The following is a 16,046-nucleotide window of genomic DNA, read 5'->3' on the forward strand; positions in this document are numbered from 1 at the left end:
CATGGATTTTCTTAATTATTACCTGTCACAGTGGTGGTCCGGTGGGCGCAAGGCCCTTGCAGGTGTCTGTCGAAAACAGATTAACTGTTTGTAATAAAAAGGAAATATGACTTTTTGTTTGTAGCTTTGGAGAGTTGAGGGGATGCGAATTGTAATACTTGGTGCGCCAGGGTCGGGTAAAAGAACGCAGACAGAGCTGTTGGCGAACAAGTACGGCCTCTCCTCAGTGATGACAGGCGAGCTGGTGAAGACGGCCGTGCTGGAAAGGACCCCACTGGGTCTCGAAATAAAAGGGCTGCAGGACGCAGGCAGGGTGGTAACGGAGGATATCATTCTGGCTCTGCTGAGGGAGCGGTTGTTGAAAAGCGAGCTTCAGGCAGGCTTTATCCTGGATGGCTTCCCCAGAAACCTGCTACAGGCGTTGACCCTTGATGAGCTGATGGTCGAGATCAATCAGCCGTTAGACTTGATTCTGCTTATCGATATCGAGACGGATACTCTGATGGAGCGCCTGGTGGGGCGACGCACCTGTCGCAGTTGTGGCCTGCTCTATAACATATATAGAAACCCAACCATCGTAGAGGATGTGTGTGATGTTTGTGGTGGACGTCTGCACCAGAGATCCGATGATAACGAAGAGACGGTAAGCAGTCGTATTCATGTCTTCGACCATCTGATTTCGCCCCTGATCACCCACTATGAGAAGCAGGACAAATTGGTCAGAATTGAGGGTAATGGCGACATCGATCAGGTGTTTAAGCTTATCTGCGAGGCGATCGATCAGGGGAGTCGATCAGCAGTCCAGGATCACAGGGCTCAGATCCAGGCGGAATTGGATACGCCTACAGAAAACCAAGATGAGGCCCCTGCATTGGGCGAGACAACGGAAAGCGCTGCCGATGAGGAGGATGCTTCTGCTGTGGCAACGAGCAGCAAGAAAGTGCAAAAGCGAGAGCCAGCCCAAAGCAAGGTAAAGAAAAAAAGTGCGGCTAAAAAGAAGCAGACACAAAAGAAGAAGGTATCCAAGCGGGTAGTCAAGAAGCAGCCAAGTAAGAAGAAGTCTGTTGTGAAGCAGGCAGCCAAAAAACGGATTAGCAAGAAAAAGCCTGGTAAAAAACAGCCAGCCAAAAAAGGGATCACTAAGAAAAAGCCTGCCACCAAGCAGGTAGCGAAAAAAAAGACAGGTGGAAAAAAGAGCCCAACCAAGCGGGTGGTGAAGAAGAAGGCATCTCAGAGAAGCGTCCATAAGAAGCGGTCGACCACTAAAGCGGCAGTGAAGAAGAAGGCAGCAAAAAGGCCGGTTGCCCCGAAAAAGGCAAATAAGGGCAGGGTGACCAAGAAGAAGGTGGCGGCTAAAAAACCAACGAAGACAAAGCTTAAAAGCAAATCCGGTAGGGCCAAGCAAGCTAAAAAAGTGGCAGCCAAGACCCATCGATCCACAGCGCAGCAGCGTGGCAAGGGTGTAAAAAAGAGTGCCAAGGGGAAGCCAAAACGCACAGCGGCCCAGGCAAAGGCCGGAGTGAAAAAAAAGGTCACCAAGAAGGCCGGATTGAAAAAGGTTAAATCGAAGCGTTCCAGTTCCAGAAAAAAATAGGGTTTGAATGGCAGGCAAACCTTGCTGCCGCCCCTTGGGAACCATGCTACTTGTCTTATATCCCCTAAAAGTTTAGGGTATTGGCATGGATGTCGGAAATAGGGACCTGCCTCATGGAAAGGTACGAGTACTTAGGAATGTTTTTTGGTCTTTTTCTGCTGCTCTCAGCAATGCCTGTTCAGGCCACCATGTACAAATGGTACGACGAAGAGGGTAAGTTGAACTACACACAAACACCCCCGCCTGCCGGGAGTCGACGTGCCACTATCAATACCGATACCTTCAGTTCGGTGAACATGTACAAGGCGCCTGCCATCACGCTTACCAATAAACCTAAAAAGCGCAGCAAGGCGAAACCCGTGACGATCAAGAAGAAGCGAACCAGACGGACGACCCGGTCCACCTGTCCGTTGCGCCGTTAGTCGTCCTGTCAGAGCCTATCCGCCATAGGGTGATGTGGCCAGAAGGGATCCCGATACATGATCTGTGGTTTGTAAGAGAGACTGCCACTACATCGAGGTACGCTTAAACTCTGTACCCTTGCAGCCGGAACAGGGTGGAATGTGGCCGGTTTTCTTAAAGTGCATCTCCTTGTTGCATTGGCTACAGATCAGGGTGCCTGGTCCGGTCACTTCACCTGTATGGTAGAGAGACGACTGCTTGGCCCGCTCTGCCAACTTGGTCAGCTCAAGTTTGGTTTGATCGGCGACACCGGTGAACATCTCAAACAGGCGGTTTTCCACCTGTTGCACATCGAATCGCCACCAGGCTGAGAGCTGCTCGCCGGTCTCCATCAGGTAGTTGGCCGCATCTTTCATGTCCCGTTCGATGTAGCCGGATACCTTCTCCGCCTCCTCGCGGCTGAGTTCCCCCAGCTCGATCAGTTTCTCCCTGGCGTCTGCCAAGTACTCCTTAAGGCCTGGTAGGGCACTCTCCTTGGCCGACTCCGCTGCTTCGTGCACTTCTTGCAGCATCTTGTCATAGGCTGCGGTCAAACGATCGAAGGGGTCTTGGGGGGCGGATGATGACATGGCTAACTCCTTGGGTCTGGAAACCAATTCTTGTTGCTCTATATGTAAGGATGGATCAATTTTCAGCTGTCGCCAAGGGTACAGGGTCTAGCGCCAAGTTCGGTTTTCAGCTTGCCGCATCAAACCAGCTTTTCAATAACAGAAATCCGCCCCCTGCACCTAGACCTAGTCCCAGGGCGGTAGCCAGGGTGGTAGGCAGCAATCCGCCGCTGCCGAATACCAGCAGCAGTGAACCACTGAGTAACATGGCGCCACCCGCAACCGTGGTGACGGTATTCCGATGGTTGTGGCGCAGCTGTTCACGCAGCAGCTGGAGTTCGTCGGATTTCCATTTGATCTCCAGACGACCGGATGAGGCATCGTCGATAATCTTATGCAGCTTGTGGGGCAGATCGGGTAGGTGTTCCGCGATTTCAGGCAGGTTCTTTTTCAGTTTGCCGACGAAGGCCCTGCGTCCGACCTGCTCGCTCATCCAGCGTTCCAGAAAGGGTTTCGCGGTGGTCCAGAGATCGAGCTGGGGATAGAGTTGCCTCCCCAGGCCCTCGATGTTCAGCAGGGTTTTTTGCAACAACACCAGTTGTGGCTGGACCTCCATGTCAAATCGCCGCGCGGTCTGAAACAGCCTGAGCAGAAAGTGGCCAAAGGATATCTCGCTCAGGGGTTTCTCGAAGATCGGTTCACTGACGGTGCGGATAGCCGATTCAAACTCCTCGACCCGGGTCTCCTCGGGAACCCATCCCGACTGGATATGCAGTTCAGCCACCCGTTTATAGTCACGATTGAAGAATGCCAACAGGTTGTCGGCCAGGTAGCGCTTGTCTTCCTCGGTGAGGGTCCCCATGATGCCGAAGTCGACGGCGATATAGCGGCCGTTGGCTTCAACAAAGATATTCCCGGGGTGCATGTCGGCATGAAAGAAGTTGTACTTGAAGACCTGGGTGAAGAAGATCTCCACGCCCCTTTCGCCCAGCAACTTCATGCTGATGCCCTGTTGGCGCAAGGCCTCGATGTCACCCACTGGGGTGCCGCTGATACGCTCCATCACCAATACATTCTGGCGGGTAAGGTCCCAGTAGACTTCCGGCACGTAGAGGGCCTCGCTGTTGAGAAAGTTGCGTCTCAATTGTGAGGCATTGGCTGCTTCCCGCATCAGGTCCAGTTCGTCGAAGATGGTCTTTTCATACTCTTGAACAACCTCGATGGGTCTCAGGCGGCGTCCCTCCTTCCAGTACTTTTCAGCCATCCGGGCAATGGTATAGAGCAGATCCACGTCCCGTCGGATGGTCTTTTCGATCTGCGGTCGTAGTACTTTGACCACCACTTTTTTTCCATCCTTCAACTGGGCGGTATGCACCTGTGCAATGGAGGCGGAGGCTAGGGGTTGTTCATCGAAGGCCTCGAGCAGTCTGTCGATGGGTTGACCATAGGCCTTCTCGATAATGGCGCGGGCCTTGTCTCCCGGGAATGGCGGCACCCGGTCCTGCAGCTTGGCCAGCTCGTTCGCCAGGTCATCGGGCAACAGATCCCTTCGGGTGGAGAGGATCTGGCCGAATTTGACGAAAATAGGTCCCAGATCCTCCAGCGCCCGCCGGATACGTACCGGATAAGGGGAGCGATCCTTGCGGAACCAGTACCAGGGGGAGAGATAGATGAGAAATCGAATCGGCCGGAACAGATGGGTCGCGAGGATCACCTCATCCAGGCCGTGGCGCAGCAGAACAAGATTGATATGTATCAGCCGGATGGCCTGGGAGGGGTGTATCACGAGGCCTTACCCTTAACATCCAGCTGCTGTTTGAGCCTCTGGATTCGGGCCTCCAGTCGCTCGGTGTCATCGCGCAATCGGTCGACCTCATTCAGGAAGGAGGATATTTCATATCGCGCTGGAAGCAGTCGCAGCTCCTCCTGCAGATACTCCTGCAGATTCTGTTCTGTGGTCCGATTCACCGAGCGTCCCCAATTGAATGCTGTCCGAACGAGATTGCCGATTTCGTGAGCGGCAACATCACCCGTGACACGGGAAAGCTGCTCCTCCCAGTCGATCTCCAGGTCAGCCAAAATTGCGCCGAATTGGTGCGCGAGTGCGGTATCACCCTCAATCTCAACCGCACCCTTGAAGAGTTGATCCGCGCTCTCCCGGGTGCCGCGCATACGCATCAGATCGATGGGTGTGCCGCGTAGACGACAGTCGGCCTGACCTTCGAACTCATTCAGAATTTGAATCCCGTTGGGATCGGGGATGAGATAGAGGGAGGCGCCCATGCCCAGCAGTTCCAGCTGAATCACCTTGCCACGCATGGGTCTGAGTCGAGCGGGTGTCTCCGGATCGAGGAGAATGGCCTGGTTCAACAATGCCTCGAGGGTTGCTGATAGTGCAGCAGTGATGGTCATGACCCCTGATTCTCCTGTGACCTAGAGTTTGTAGCCTCGATGAATAGCCACGACACCGCCCGTCAGATTGAAGTAGTCACAGCGCTCGAAACCGGCGTGTTCCATCATTGCCTTGAGTGTCTCCTGATCAGGGTGCATGCGGATGGATTCAGCCAGGTAGCGGTAGCTCTCCTCGTCATCGGTGACCAGTTTGCCGATTTTCGGTAACAGGCTGAATGAGTAGAGGTCGTAGACCTTCTCAAGGGCCTTGTTGGTGGGTTTGGAAAACTCCAGCACCAACAGGCGTCCGCTTGGTTTGAGGATACGGAAAATCGCATTCAATGCCAGCTGCTTATCGGTAACGTTACGCAGGCCGAAGCCGATGGTAACACAATCGAAATGGTTGTCGGGAAAGGGCAGATGCTGGGCATCTGCCTGTACATAGTGCATATTGCCGACCCGTCCCTGGTCCTCCATACGCTCTCTGCCTACGAATAACATCGAGGCGTTGATGTCAGAGAAGACCACCAGGCCGTCATCACCCACCAGGCCGCTGAACCTGGCTGAGAGATCACCGGTGCCGGCGGCCAGGTCCAATACCCTCTGCCCCTGACGGACACCTGACAGTTCTATGGCTTGACGTTTCCACAGTCGGTGTATGCCGAACGACATCAAGTCGTTCATCAGGTCATACTTGTTGGCCACCGAGTCGAATACCTCGCGTACCCTGCTCGCCTTCTCACTGACCGGGACATCCTGATAACCGAAATGTGTGGTCTTCTCATCCTTCATGAATCTTTACCTGTCTTCCACAGCCGTGGTTATGAGGTGCAATTTTACTAGGGCCTGTTAACAGGCCCTAAAACAGCCGGTTGTTTAAGCCGATGGCTCCTTGCGCTCAAAGCCGGCACTCTGCAGTCGTTGCAGGTAATCCTGCCAGTTCCGCTCATAGTTCAGGCCAAGCTGATAGAGCGTATCCCAGGAGTAGATGCCGGTGTTGTGTTCATCATCGAAGTGCAGGCAGATGGCATAATTTCCCACAGGATCGATATGGGCAATATTCACCTCTTCCTTGCCGACCTGCAACACCTCTTGGCCGGGACCATGGCCCTGTACCTCCGCTGAGGGGGAGAATACCCTGAGATACTCGGCGGGATAGCTGAATTTACTGCCATCGTCGAAGCTGATTTCCAAAACACGGGACTGCTTGTGCAGATGGATCTCTGTCGGATTGGGGTGTGACATGGTTTCCTCTCACTCTTGGGGCTGTTAACGACAAACAACCATTCTATCCCCAGATCATTGCGATATACCCGGCAGGTATAGGGTGATCTGGCATCCAGACCTCATAGGATGTACTGACTCAGATCTTCATCCGCCGCCAACTCCGAGAGTTGATTGTCGACGTAGCTTTCATCAATGACAATGGTTTCACCGGCATGCTCCGAGGCCTTGTAAGAGATACTCTCCAGCAGACGCTCCATGACCGTATGTAGGCGGCGCGCACCAATATTCTCTGTCCTTTCATTTACCTGCCAGGCGGTCTCCGCAATGCGGCGAATACCTGCTTCGGTAAAGCTCAGACCAACCTCCTCCGTCTCCATGAGGGCCTGGTACTGCTCGGTCAGTGATGCGTCGGGTTCGGTAAGGATGCGGGTGAAATCATCGGTCGTCAGCGCGGTAAGCTCCACCCGAATCGGCAATCGGCCCTGGAGTTCGGGTATCAGGTCGGAAGGTTTTGCCAGATGGAAGGCGCCGGATGCAATGAACAGGATGTGGTCGGTCTTGACCATGCCGTGTTTGGTGGAGATGGTACACCCCTCCACCAGGGGCAGCAGATCCCGCTGCACACCCTCGCGGGAGACGTCGGCGCCTCTGGTTTCGGCGCGACTGGTCACCTTGTCAAGCTCGTCGATAAAGACGATCCCATGCTGTTCCACCATCTCGAGGGCACGCAGTTTGAGATCCTCCTCATTGATGCGTTTGGCCGCCTCTTCATCGCCCAGGACCTTGAACGCATCCTTGATGCGTAGTTTGCGTCGACGGGTGCGGCCGGTCCCCAGGTTCTGGAACATGCCTTGCAGCTGGCTGGTCATCTCCTCCATGCCGGGGGGCGCCATGATCTCGACCCCGACAGGGGTGGTGCTGACCTCGATATCGATCTCCTTGTCGTCGAGCCCGCCGCTGCGCAGCTTGTCACGGAATTTTTCACGGGTTGCATCGGAGACCCCCGAGCTGGTTTCGCTGTCACCCCAACCCGTGGAGGCGGGTGTGGGAAGCAAGGCGTCAAGGATCCTCTCCTCGGCGGCCTCTCTGGCATCACCGGAAACCTTGGCCATTTCACCCTCGCGCACCATTTTGACGGCTGAGTCGGTAAGTTCGCGGATGATCGAGTCGACCTCTCGGCCCACATAACCGACCTCGGTGAATTTGGTGGCCTCCACCTTGAGGAAAGGTGCGTTGGCCAGTTTCGCCAGGCGACGGGCGATCTCGGTCTTGCCGACACCGGTCGGACCGATCATGAGGATATTCTTCGGTGTTATCTCGTTGCGCAGGCTTTCCGGCACCTGGGCGCGGCGCCAGCGGTTACGCAGGGCGATGGCGACGGCGCGCTTGGCATCTGTCTGGCCGATAATGTGTTTATCCAGTTCAGCGACGATCTGTTGAGGCGTTATTTCCGGCATCAATGGTTTCCGCAAATTGTTGTCCGACTGTGAATCTGTGGCGAGGTGCCTTAGCTCTGGCTGTCCAGCTCTTCCAGTACGAGATTATGGTTGGTGTAGATACAGATATCGGCAGCGATACCGAGTCCCTTTTCGACGATTTCACGGGCACTGAGTTCCGTATTGTCCAGCAGCGCCCGTGCCGCGGCCTGGGCAAAGCTGCCACCCGAACCGATGGCCATCAGATTGTGTTCCGGCTCGATCACATCACCGGTGCCGGAGATGATCAGCGAGGTCTCGTTGTCGGCAACACACAGCAATGCCTCGAGGCGCCGCAGCGCCCGGTCGGTACGCCAATCCTTGGCCATTTCCACGGCTGCCCGGGTAAGGTGCCCCTGGTGCTTTTCCAGTTTGCCCTCAAAGCGCTCGAACAGGGTAAAGGCATCCGCGGTCGCCCCGGCAAATCCGGCGATAACCTTTCCTTTATAGAGCTGTCGTACTTTTCGGGCATTGCCTTTCATTACGGTATTGCCAAGGGAAACCTGGCCGTCACCGCCAATGACCACTGTACCGTTACGCCGGACTGAGAGTATGGTTGTGCCTTTGAAGTTTTCCACGCCGTTACCGAGAGTTCTTAAGTGAGCTGGCGATTGTACCTGAGGTGGAGGCCGGTGAAAAATCTAGAAGGTGTTGGATGACTTTTTTTGGGACGTTCAATATAAGGGTTTTCACTTCCTTGTGTGGTCTGGGTATCCGTGGCAGAGTCATGACTATGTCAATCAGACTTACCCGAATTGCTGTCATTGGAATGGTCTGTCATCTCGTCCCGGTTGCCCAGGCAGAAGATGTCAGCCGCCTGATACAAACACCGTTAAGTGCCGATGCGGTTGCCCAACAGGTCTATACTGCGGCTCATGGTGGCCTGGTGGATAATGCCCTCAGCAAGCGCCGGGGGAGAGAGGTCGCGGTGGTGGTCAATCGAGCACCCTTGGCGATGCGCACCCAGGGCCGGGTGCCGGGGGTGCAGACCTTTGATACCTATGTCAACAATGCACCGCAGGATCCGGCTATCGAGACTCTGCAGATGGCGATCCTCACCTCAGGCAAGACCAAGGGTACAGGTGTGCTGTTCACCCGTTACACCGATCCCGGCAAGGGTGCTGTCATCTCCATGTGGTTACCTGCCTTGCGTAAGATACGACGGATCAATGAGCCCTCCCATGAAGATGTCTGGTTCGGCACCAATCTGACCTATGGTGAGTTGGTGTTGCGTACCCCTGGGGATGAGGTTCATGAACTGCTGGGAGAGGCCAAGGTGGAGAAGTGCCTGGCTGCGATGGAGTTGCAGCCCTGGGAAAAGACCCGCTACACAAGGCATCTGCCCGGCCCGCAATGCGCCCATATCGGTAAGCCGGTCTATCTGCTGAAGAGTACCACCAAGTTCAAAAACTGGTGGTACGACTACCATGTCAGTGAAATCGATAAACGTACTTACGCCCTCTATAAAACGGTCTACTATAAGGGTGGCGAGATGATCAAGACGGTTTATATTGATTGGCAGTCCCTCGATCAGCCGGACCCGCGTATTACCTATCCCAGGTATATCTACGCCATCTCTCACCAGGATGGCAAGGACAGTATGGTGTATGTGCCACGGAGTACGATCTCGTTGAATGTGGAGCTTGCCGACGAGTTCTGGTCTGAACAGACGCTGCAGAATTATGCTCGTTAGGGTCAATTGGATGTGGCTTAACTGGCCCTATAACAATGTGTAATGACGACACAGAATAGAGATTACGCAGACGCATACGCCCGTTTTGTGCTCAGGCATCGTCGGGCGGTGATTATGTTGCTGTTTGCTTCGACCCTGCTGGCGCTGTTCTTCGTCGACCGGGTGAATCTGCGCAATGATCCGGACTCCCTGTTGCCTCTCACGAATCGTTATATAGCCACCAATCTCTATAGCGACCTTACTTATGGCATGGGCAACCTGATGGTATGGGGTTTGAAGGTCAAGCAGGGGGATATCTATCAACCCTGGTTTCTCGAGATGGTGAATGATTTCTATCGGGATGTGAGTGGGCTGGAATACGCCAACCCGGTCAACTTTGTCGGCCTGCCATCATCCAAGTTGCGCAACCTTGGGATTACCGACTCCGGAAGTCTCGATTATCGGCGTCTGATGCCGGTGAACGGTCTTGCCAATGATCGACCCCAGCGGCAGCAACAGATCGATTACCTGCGTCAGGGCCTGGAACAGCACCTGGTACTGGAGCCCCTCCTGGTCTACTACCAGGATGCCGAGGGCAACAAGTGCGAGATGATCGGCGCGGACGGGAAGATAAGCAATGCCTCGGTGCGGCATGTCCACGAGAACTGTCGGGCAGTGGGGACCTTCATCATCGGTGATTTCAGCAATGAGCTGAAGGATAATCATCTGCAATGGATTGACGCCGCAAAGGGGGTGATGGCGGAATACCAGACCCGGTATGGGGATCGGGTCGAATTTACCATTTCAGGAGAGCCCTACTTTCTCGCTTCCATGGTCCAGGAGCTGTGGGACAAGGCGTGGCTGTTCGGGGTCTCGCTGCTGATTATCCTGATCGTGCTCTGGTATGAGTTTCGGCACTGGAGCTGTGCGGTTCTGCCCCTGCTGGGTGTCGGCATGACCATCATCCTTACCCTTGGCTTGATGGGATACACCCAGTTCAGACTCACTACCATGATGGCCCTGACCCCCATGCTGCTGCTGGCGATCGGTATCGGCCACTCCATGCAGATCACCCGGCGCTATATGCAGGAGCTGCAAAAAAGCGGGGATCATGCTCAGGCGGCCCATACTGCGATTCGTTTTACGGTAGTACCGGCAGCCCTATCCATCGGTACCGATCTGCACGGTTTTTTTGCCATCTCCTTCATCGATATCTCGTTTTACAAGGCCTATGCCTATTTCGGCATTTTTGGCATGTCCACCCTGATCCTCACCACCACCACCCTGATTCCGCTGTTGATGATCACATTCCCGCCCAAATTGCATGACCGGGAGAGCGGGCGGGGTTGGGAGTTGCGACTGGCCAAGGGGATGACCCGGCTGCTGACGGGGCCGCTCAAGTGGTTGCCTGTGGTAAGCGTTATCGGGATCTGGTTGATCTCTGCCTATGCCGCGGAACTGGACAGGGGCTTCACCGCCCTGATAGCCGGGGAGGCGGGTCGGGATGATCCGGAGATTGCGCGCATTCAGGATGAGTTCGACATCATGCCCGGTGTGGAGAAAGGCATCCACTATCCCCGGGCGGCCTATAAGGATCACTATCTGCTGGGTGGCTTATTGACAGGCAGTAGTGAGGTCAAGGCGATAGCCGATCTGGAGGCCCTGTCGAGCATGATGCCGGGGGTGATTACGGCGAATCTGGTGATTCGTTCCAAGGCGGGCAGCCTGCCACCCTGTGGTCTGGACGCCTGGAGTGAGACCGGGGAACGGGTGGTGGGAGCCGACCGATGTTTCGATAGTATGGAGGATCCACCCCAGGGTATCTTCAATCGAGCCGAGGTGTTGAGCGCCCTCTCCGATTTCGAGGATTGGCTGCGCGGTCATCCCCATATCGGCTTTACCGCTTCCTATGTGCAATTCGTCAAAACCCTCAACATGCTGCTGAACGCCCCGGAAGGGGAGGCGCCAGTGGCGCATATGAATCTCTACGCCATACCGACCCTGCAGCACATGCGGCAAAACGCCTACGCCTATCGCCTCCCAGGAGAGGCCGGGCGTTATCCCGATCCTGACCAAACGGTGCAGCTCTATAATGGTATGTTGACCACCAGTGCGGAGGCGGGGGAGCTGGAGGCCTTTGTCAACACCCGAAGTTGGGATGAGGGCATTGTAGTCGGTTTCGTCAACACCATGGATCCCAAACAGACCCACCAGACAATCCTCGATATTCAGCGCTATCTGCAACAACATGCAGACGATCCGGGCATGGATCTGCTGCGTATCGGGGTCGAGGCTGGAGAGGAGATCCAAATCCCTGCCAAGGCTGAGAAGCCGGCACACACCGTCGTGACCGGGGACTCCATACCTGGTAAGGCCGCGATCGGTGGCTTTCTGGGTGTAACCGAGGCAACCCGGGATGTGGCCTTCAAGGAGTGGCTGAACGCCCCGGTGGCCACATCCCTGACCGTGTTTCTCATGACCTTGATCATGTTTCGTTCCTGGATGATCGCCAGCATCCTGATCAGCCTCTGTTTCATCACCCTGATGACCCAATATGGCCTGGGTGCCTATATGACCTCTATCGGCGAGTGGTCCGCCAATCTTGCCTTCCATGTACAGGTGGCCCTGAGTATCGCCATGGGATTGGGTGTGGACTATGGGGTCTATATGGTATCCCGCCTGCGTGAGGAGATGCGCGCCTCCGGTGAGGATTGGCGCACTGCCCTCGAGTCCACCCTGGAAACCACCGGATCGGCGATACTCATCTCCATGCTGGTGTTGCTGGGGAGTTTCATCCCCTTGATGAATACCGAACTGGCCAATCTCTGGTCGGTCAGCCTCTACATATCCGAGGCCCTGATCATGGATGTTTTCATCGCCCTGCTGGTACTGCCGCTGATGGTCAATTGGCTGCGCCCGCGGTTTGTCTTTGCAGTTGATCGGGCAAATAGGGAGAAACAAGCCGCAAATGAAGCCAAATCGCCGCATAATTAACACCAAATGCGCGATCAGAGTGTAGGGTGCGGCTTGCCGCACCATGACACTACCCTCCCGCGAGGGATTGCAGATGCTTAATCCCGCTTCTTTTTCGCCCTTGGATGGGCCTTGTCATAGACCTCCGCCAGGTGCTGGAAATCGAGATGGGTATAGATCTGGGTGGTGCTGATGTTGGCGTGCCCCAGGAGTTCCTGAACCGCGCGCAAGTCACCGGATGATTCCAAGAGATGGCTGGCAAAGGAGTGGCGCAGCAGGTGGGGATGGACATTGCGGGGTGCGCCCTGGGCAATCGACCAGCTGTTGAGTTGACGTTGAATGGTGCCGCGATTGATACGCCTGCCCCGCACCCCGACGAACAGCGCGATCTCATCCTGGGCCGCCATTTGCGGCCTGATGGCGAGCCATTGTTGCAGGGCCTGTTTGGCAAATTTGCCCACCGGCAGTCGCCGGGCCTTCGCCCCCTTGCCGGTGACCTCAACCAGTTGCTCCTTCAGGTCGATATCCTGCAGATCGAGGCTGACCAGTTCCGCCAGGCGCAGCCCGGAGGAGTAGAAGAGCTCCATGATCGCTCGATCGCGTATTGCCACCGGGGAGTCGTCATGGATATCCAGGAGGCGGCTGACCTGGTCCGCATCCAAGGTAACAGGCAGCTTGCGCCGTATCTTGGGCGCACGGACACCCAATGCCGGATTGGAGTCAAGCTGCTGTTCCCGGATGAGAAAATTGAACAGTCCGCGTAGGCTGGAGAGCTCCCGATGCAGGCTCTTTGCCGCCAGCCCTCCCCGGTGCCGGCTGGCGATGTAGTGTCTTACATGGTGTTGAGTGACCTCTCCCCAGTGTTTCAACTGATTGGCCTCCATCCAGGCCAATGCTGCCTTCAGATCACGCCCGTAACTCTCCAGGGTGCGAGGCGAGAGGCGCCGTTCATGGCGTAGGTAGTCCCTGTAACGGTCTATCCACTCCTGTAGTTGCAGGCTGCGAGGAGTGGACATGTAGTCTATATGCCGGGAAGGGAGACGGCTTGCAGGGTGCGACTGATAATCTCGCCAAGGCGGGTGAGAAACTCCGTGCCATGGTGGGGGGCGAACCGATCGGGCTCACAGCTGCCGATGGCGAGCAGGCCGAGTGCTCCCTCACTCTTTAGCGGGATCAGTGCGGTTGAGGCGATCCGGTCACCTTCGGTACCGAAGATATAGTCGAGTTGATCCTGTTCGAGCTTGCCGCAGATGGGTTGGTTGTGGCTGAAAAACTGCTCGAATGTGGCGGTTTGACCACTCAGGGCCTCGTCCAGGTGATCATCGATATGGCTGGAAGAGAAGAGTCTCAACTCCACCGCATCGGCCTTGAAATCGTCATGCAGCTCATCCTCCAGTGCATTCAGGACCTCTTCGAAGGTAGCAGCGTCGATCAGCTCCAGGGTCAGGCGATGCATGCGCTCCTGCAGCTGATCATTGGTGCGCGCGACCTGCAGCAGTTCTGAGAGCTGTTGCTGAGACTCCTGTAGCTGGTTGCGTAGGGTCTCGACCTGGCGTTCGATCAGGGAGACAGCCGCGCCGCTCTCGTGGGGTATCACTATCTTGCCGAGTAGCTCGGGATGATCCGTGAAGAAATCGGGGTGCTGATCCAGGTATTCGACTACTTGCTCTTCGAATTCATCCACTTGGGTCGATTTTTTGGGTGCTTTCTGTTTCATAGATCGATGGTTCCTTCGTACACGGTCTCTGCCGGACCTTCAATGAGTACGGACTGGCCTTCTGAGTGCCACTTTACCACAAGATCGCCGCCAGGTAGGTGTACCACGACCTCTTCATCCAGCAGACCGAGTTGGCGGCCGGCAACCACGGCTGCGCAGGCACCGGAACCACAGGCGAGTGTTTCTCCTGTGCCGCGCTCGTAGACCCGCAGATGTATCTCTGAGGAGTGGACCACCTGCATGAAGCCTACATTGGTGCGTTGGGGGAAATCAGGGTGATTTTCAATCAATGGTCCGAGGGTTGCTACCGCTGCATGATCGACACTGGGCACGATCAGTACGGCATGTGGATTGCCCATGGATAGTGCCGATATCGATAGTAGCTGATCATCCACTTGCAGGGAGTAGGTTTGCGCTTGTTGCGGTGCCGTGAAGGGTATCGAGGCGGGTTCGAATATGGGTGCGCCCATATCCACTTCAACATTACCGTCAGTCAGCAGTCGCAGGGTGATCTTGCCAGCCAGGGTTCCGACAGGGATTGAAGATTTTGTGCTTAGACCCCTATCTTTGACAAAGCGTGCAAAACAGCGCGCACCATTGCCGCAAGCCTCCACTTCGGAACCGTCAGCGTTAAAGATACGATAATAAAAATCTGTATCGTCGTCTCTTGGGGATTCGATCACTAATACCTGGTCGCAACCGATGCCGAAGTGTCGGTCAGCCAGTTTTTGGATTGTTTGTTGCGAGAACTCTATGGGTTGACTGATAGCGTCGACTACCACGAAGTCATTGCCAAGCCCATGCATTTTTGTGAAACCAACTTTCATGGCTTTTGTACTTCTGCCGGTTTTTCCGACGGCTCCTCGGCTGGTAGATGCAGCGGGCCTTTTTGCCCACATGCGCTGATCAGCAGGAGTAGCGACAGGAGGGGTGTTGTCAGTTGCAGTAGCTTTCGGTGCACGCGCACTCTCCGGATGGATTTGCCCATGTTTTCACCGTGCTAGCATACATCATTTATGCTTTAGGCGTATGCGGCAACAGGAGAAGGCTTAACTGTTCGATGCCTGCTGACTCTGTGTCTGTCCAGTGACCAGACTGATGAAGTAGAAGAGCGTGTCCCCAGCGATGGTAACCAAGCGGAACAGGAGTGCAAGGATCAGTGCATTCGCCTCACCCGTAAAGGGTGAGAGCAGCAGGATCAGAATGGCTTCACGGATGCCGATGCCGGATGGTGCGCCCGGGGTCAGGAAGCCGACTGACCAGGCAATAGCGAAGGCGCTGAGAACAATGAGATAGTCCGAGTCCAGGGTGAAGCTTTCCCCATAGACTCCGATGACCACCAGGGCAATACCGGAAACGAGAAAAAAAAGCGCATAGTAGATAAGCGGAGGCAGCATCAATAGTGGCGATGCGGATGTTGCGACCGGTTTAAACTTTTTGATTAACCAAGGTGTTGCAAGATAACCGGCGATGATGACCGGTAATCCATATATCCACCATGTTATTGATGTGAATTGATCGAGTACCCCCCTGCCGCCAATCAGGGTTATGATCAGCGAGGCACTGACCAGACCGATGATTTCATACAGTGCGGCAATCGCAAGATGGCCGTGGGATACACCCACGAGCCTGCCCATGGTATGTCTGCCTGCGATATGGGCGATATTACCCGGGACATATTTGGCAATCTGACTCTTGCCGTAGATCCTGCATAGTGTACGCCAATCGACAGTTGTTTCGCCACATACTCTGAGTAGTCGTATCCAGGCGGCGGCCAAAAGATAGTTAGCCAGGGCATAGGTGATTATACCGAATCCAACAGGTAGAATAGTCGCGGTTGTTGGAGTCCATGACGCTAGGGTTTCACGGTATCCCCAAAGCTGACTGCCGATGTAATAGAAAGACACAAGGACAAGAAGAGTGCCGAGGATTGAAATCCATTGCTGGGGGGTGCGTGTTTTATTATTTGGATCAGGCTTCATGGGAA

16 protein-coding genes are annotated in these 16,046 nt (G+C 55.1%); 4 read left to right on the plus strand and 12 right to left on the minus strand.

The window, feature by feature from the left end:
• Nucleotides 1–142 precede the first annotated feature (142 nt).
• Nucleotides 143–1,594, plus strand: coding sequence for an adenylate kinase family protein (locus R2K28_RS00265; RefSeq protein ID WP_316367441.1), 1,452 nt, complete (start codon nucleotides 143–145; stop codon nucleotides 1,592–1,594).
• A 137-nt stretch (nucleotides 1,595–1,731) separates the two neighbouring features.
• Entirely contained in the window at nucleotides 1,732–2,016 is a 285-nt protein-coding gene (locus tag R2K28_RS00270) for a DUF4124 domain-containing protein (protein WP_316367442.1), read from the plus strand.
• An 87-nt stretch (nucleotides 2,017–2,103) separates the two neighbouring features.
• On the opposite strand, the gene R2K28_RS00275 is transcribed toward R2K28_RS00270, so the two are convergent.
• The 7 genes from R2K28_RS00275 to hslV form a co-directional block, all read right to left on the minus strand.
• Nucleotides 2,104–2,625, minus strand: a complete 522-nt coding sequence (locus tag R2K28_RS00275) for a zinc ribbon-containing protein (protein WP_316367443.1) — start codon at nucleotides 2,623–2,625, stop codon at nucleotides 2,104–2,106.
• 106 nt (nucleotides 2,626–2,731) lie between these two features.
• Nucleotides 2,732–4,390: a ubiquinone biosynthesis regulatory protein kinase UbiB gene (ubiB, locus tag R2K28_RS00280; protein ID WP_316367444.1), complete on the minus strand. Its 1,659-nt coding sequence runs from the start codon at nucleotides 4,388–4,390 to the stop codon at nucleotides 2,732–2,734.
• Nucleotides 4,387–5,016 carry a ubiquinone biosynthesis accessory factor UbiJ gene (locus R2K28_RS00285; protein ID WP_316367445.1) on the minus strand — a complete coding sequence of 210 codons (630 nt, stop codon included), beginning with the start codon at nucleotides 5,014–5,016 and terminating at the stop codon, nucleotides 4,387–4,389. Before R2K28_RS00285 ends, ubiB begins: the two co-directional genes overlap by 4 nt.
• A gap of 21 nt (nucleotides 5,017–5,037) precedes the next feature.
• Entirely contained in the window at nucleotides 5,038–5,787 is a 750-nt protein-coding gene (gene ubiE, locus R2K28_RS00290; RefSeq protein WP_316367446.1) for a bifunctional demethylmenaquinone methyltransferase/2-methoxy-6-polyprenyl-1,4-benzoquinol methylase UbiE, read from the minus strand.
• Nucleotides 5,788–5,871: 84 nt separating this feature from the next.
• Complete coding sequence (locus R2K28_RS00295) at nucleotides 5,872–6,240, minus strand: DUF971 domain-containing protein (RefSeq protein ID WP_316367447.1); 369 nt, start codon at nucleotides 6,238–6,240, stop codon at nucleotides 5,872–5,874.
• A 101-nt stretch (nucleotides 6,241–6,341) separates the two neighbouring features.
• Nucleotides 6,342–7,679, minus strand: a complete 1,338-nt coding sequence (gene hslU, locus R2K28_RS00300) for an ATP-dependent protease ATPase subunit HslU (RefSeq protein ID WP_316367448.1) — start codon at nucleotides 7,677–7,679, stop codon at nucleotides 6,342–6,344.
• Nucleotides 7,680–7,729: 50 nt separating this feature from the next.
• The gene (gene hslV / locus R2K28_RS00305) at nucleotides 7,730–8,275 is read right to left on the minus strand and encodes an ATP-dependent protease subunit HslV (RefSeq protein WP_116446160.1); all 546 of its coding nucleotides are present in this window, start codon (nucleotides 8,273–8,275) and stop codon (nucleotides 7,730–7,732) included.
• A 155-nt stretch (nucleotides 8,276–8,430) separates the two neighbouring features.
• Between hslV and R2K28_RS00310 the strand changes: the two genes are divergently transcribed.
• Both R2K28_RS00310 and R2K28_RS00315 read left to right on the plus strand, forming a co-directional pair.
• On the plus strand, nucleotides 8,431–9,390 hold the full coding sequence (locus tag R2K28_RS00310; protein WP_316367449.1) for an outer membrane lipoprotein-sorting protein: 960 nt from the start codon (nucleotides 8,431–8,433) through the stop codon (nucleotides 9,388–9,390).
• Nucleotides 9,391–9,432: 42 nt separating this feature from the next.
• The gene (locus R2K28_RS00315) at nucleotides 9,433–12,363 is read left to right on the plus strand and encodes an efflux RND transporter permease subunit (RefSeq protein WP_316367450.1); all 2,931 of its coding nucleotides are present in this window, start codon (nucleotides 9,433–9,435) and stop codon (nucleotides 12,361–12,363) included.
• A gap of 77 nt (nucleotides 12,364–12,440) precedes the next feature.
• On the opposite strand, the gene xerC is transcribed toward R2K28_RS00315, so the two are convergent.
• The 5 genes from xerC to R2K28_RS00340 form a co-directional block, all read right to left on the minus strand.
• On the minus strand, nucleotides 12,441–13,358 hold the full coding sequence (xerC, locus tag R2K28_RS00320) for a tyrosine recombinase XerC (protein WP_316367451.1): 918 nt from the start codon (nucleotides 13,356–13,358) through the stop codon (nucleotides 12,441–12,443).
• Between the two features lie 5 nt (nucleotides 13,359–13,363).
• On the minus strand, nucleotides 13,364–14,059 hold the full coding sequence (locus tag R2K28_RS00325) for a DUF484 family protein (protein WP_116446164.1): 696 nt from the start codon (nucleotides 14,057–14,059) through the stop codon (nucleotides 13,364–13,366).
• On the minus strand, nucleotides 14,056–14,886 hold the full coding sequence (gene dapF / locus R2K28_RS00330) for a diaminopimelate epimerase (protein ID WP_316367452.1): 831 nt from the start codon (nucleotides 14,884–14,886) through the stop codon (nucleotides 14,056–14,058). The genes R2K28_RS00325 and dapF overlap by 4 nt, the downstream gene beginning before the upstream one ends.
• A complete protein-coding gene (gene lptM, locus R2K28_RS00335) occupies nucleotides 14,883–15,020 on the minus strand; it encodes an LPS translocon maturation chaperone LptM (protein WP_316367453.1) in 138 nt (45 codons plus the stop codon). The genes dapF and lptM overlap by 4 nt, the downstream gene beginning before the upstream one ends.
• A gap of 88 nt (nucleotides 15,021–15,108) precedes the next feature.
• Nucleotides 15,109–16,041, minus strand: coding sequence for a hypothetical protein (locus tag R2K28_RS00340; protein ID WP_316367454.1), 933 nt, complete (start codon nucleotides 16,039–16,041; stop codon nucleotides 15,109–15,111).
• Nucleotides 16,042–16,046: the final 5 nt, after the last annotated feature.

The organism is Candidatus Thiodiazotropha sp. CDECU1 (assembly GCF_963455295.1).
Lineage (GTDB): Bacteria > Pseudomonadota > Gammaproteobacteria > Chromatiales > Chromatiaceae > Thiodiazotropha.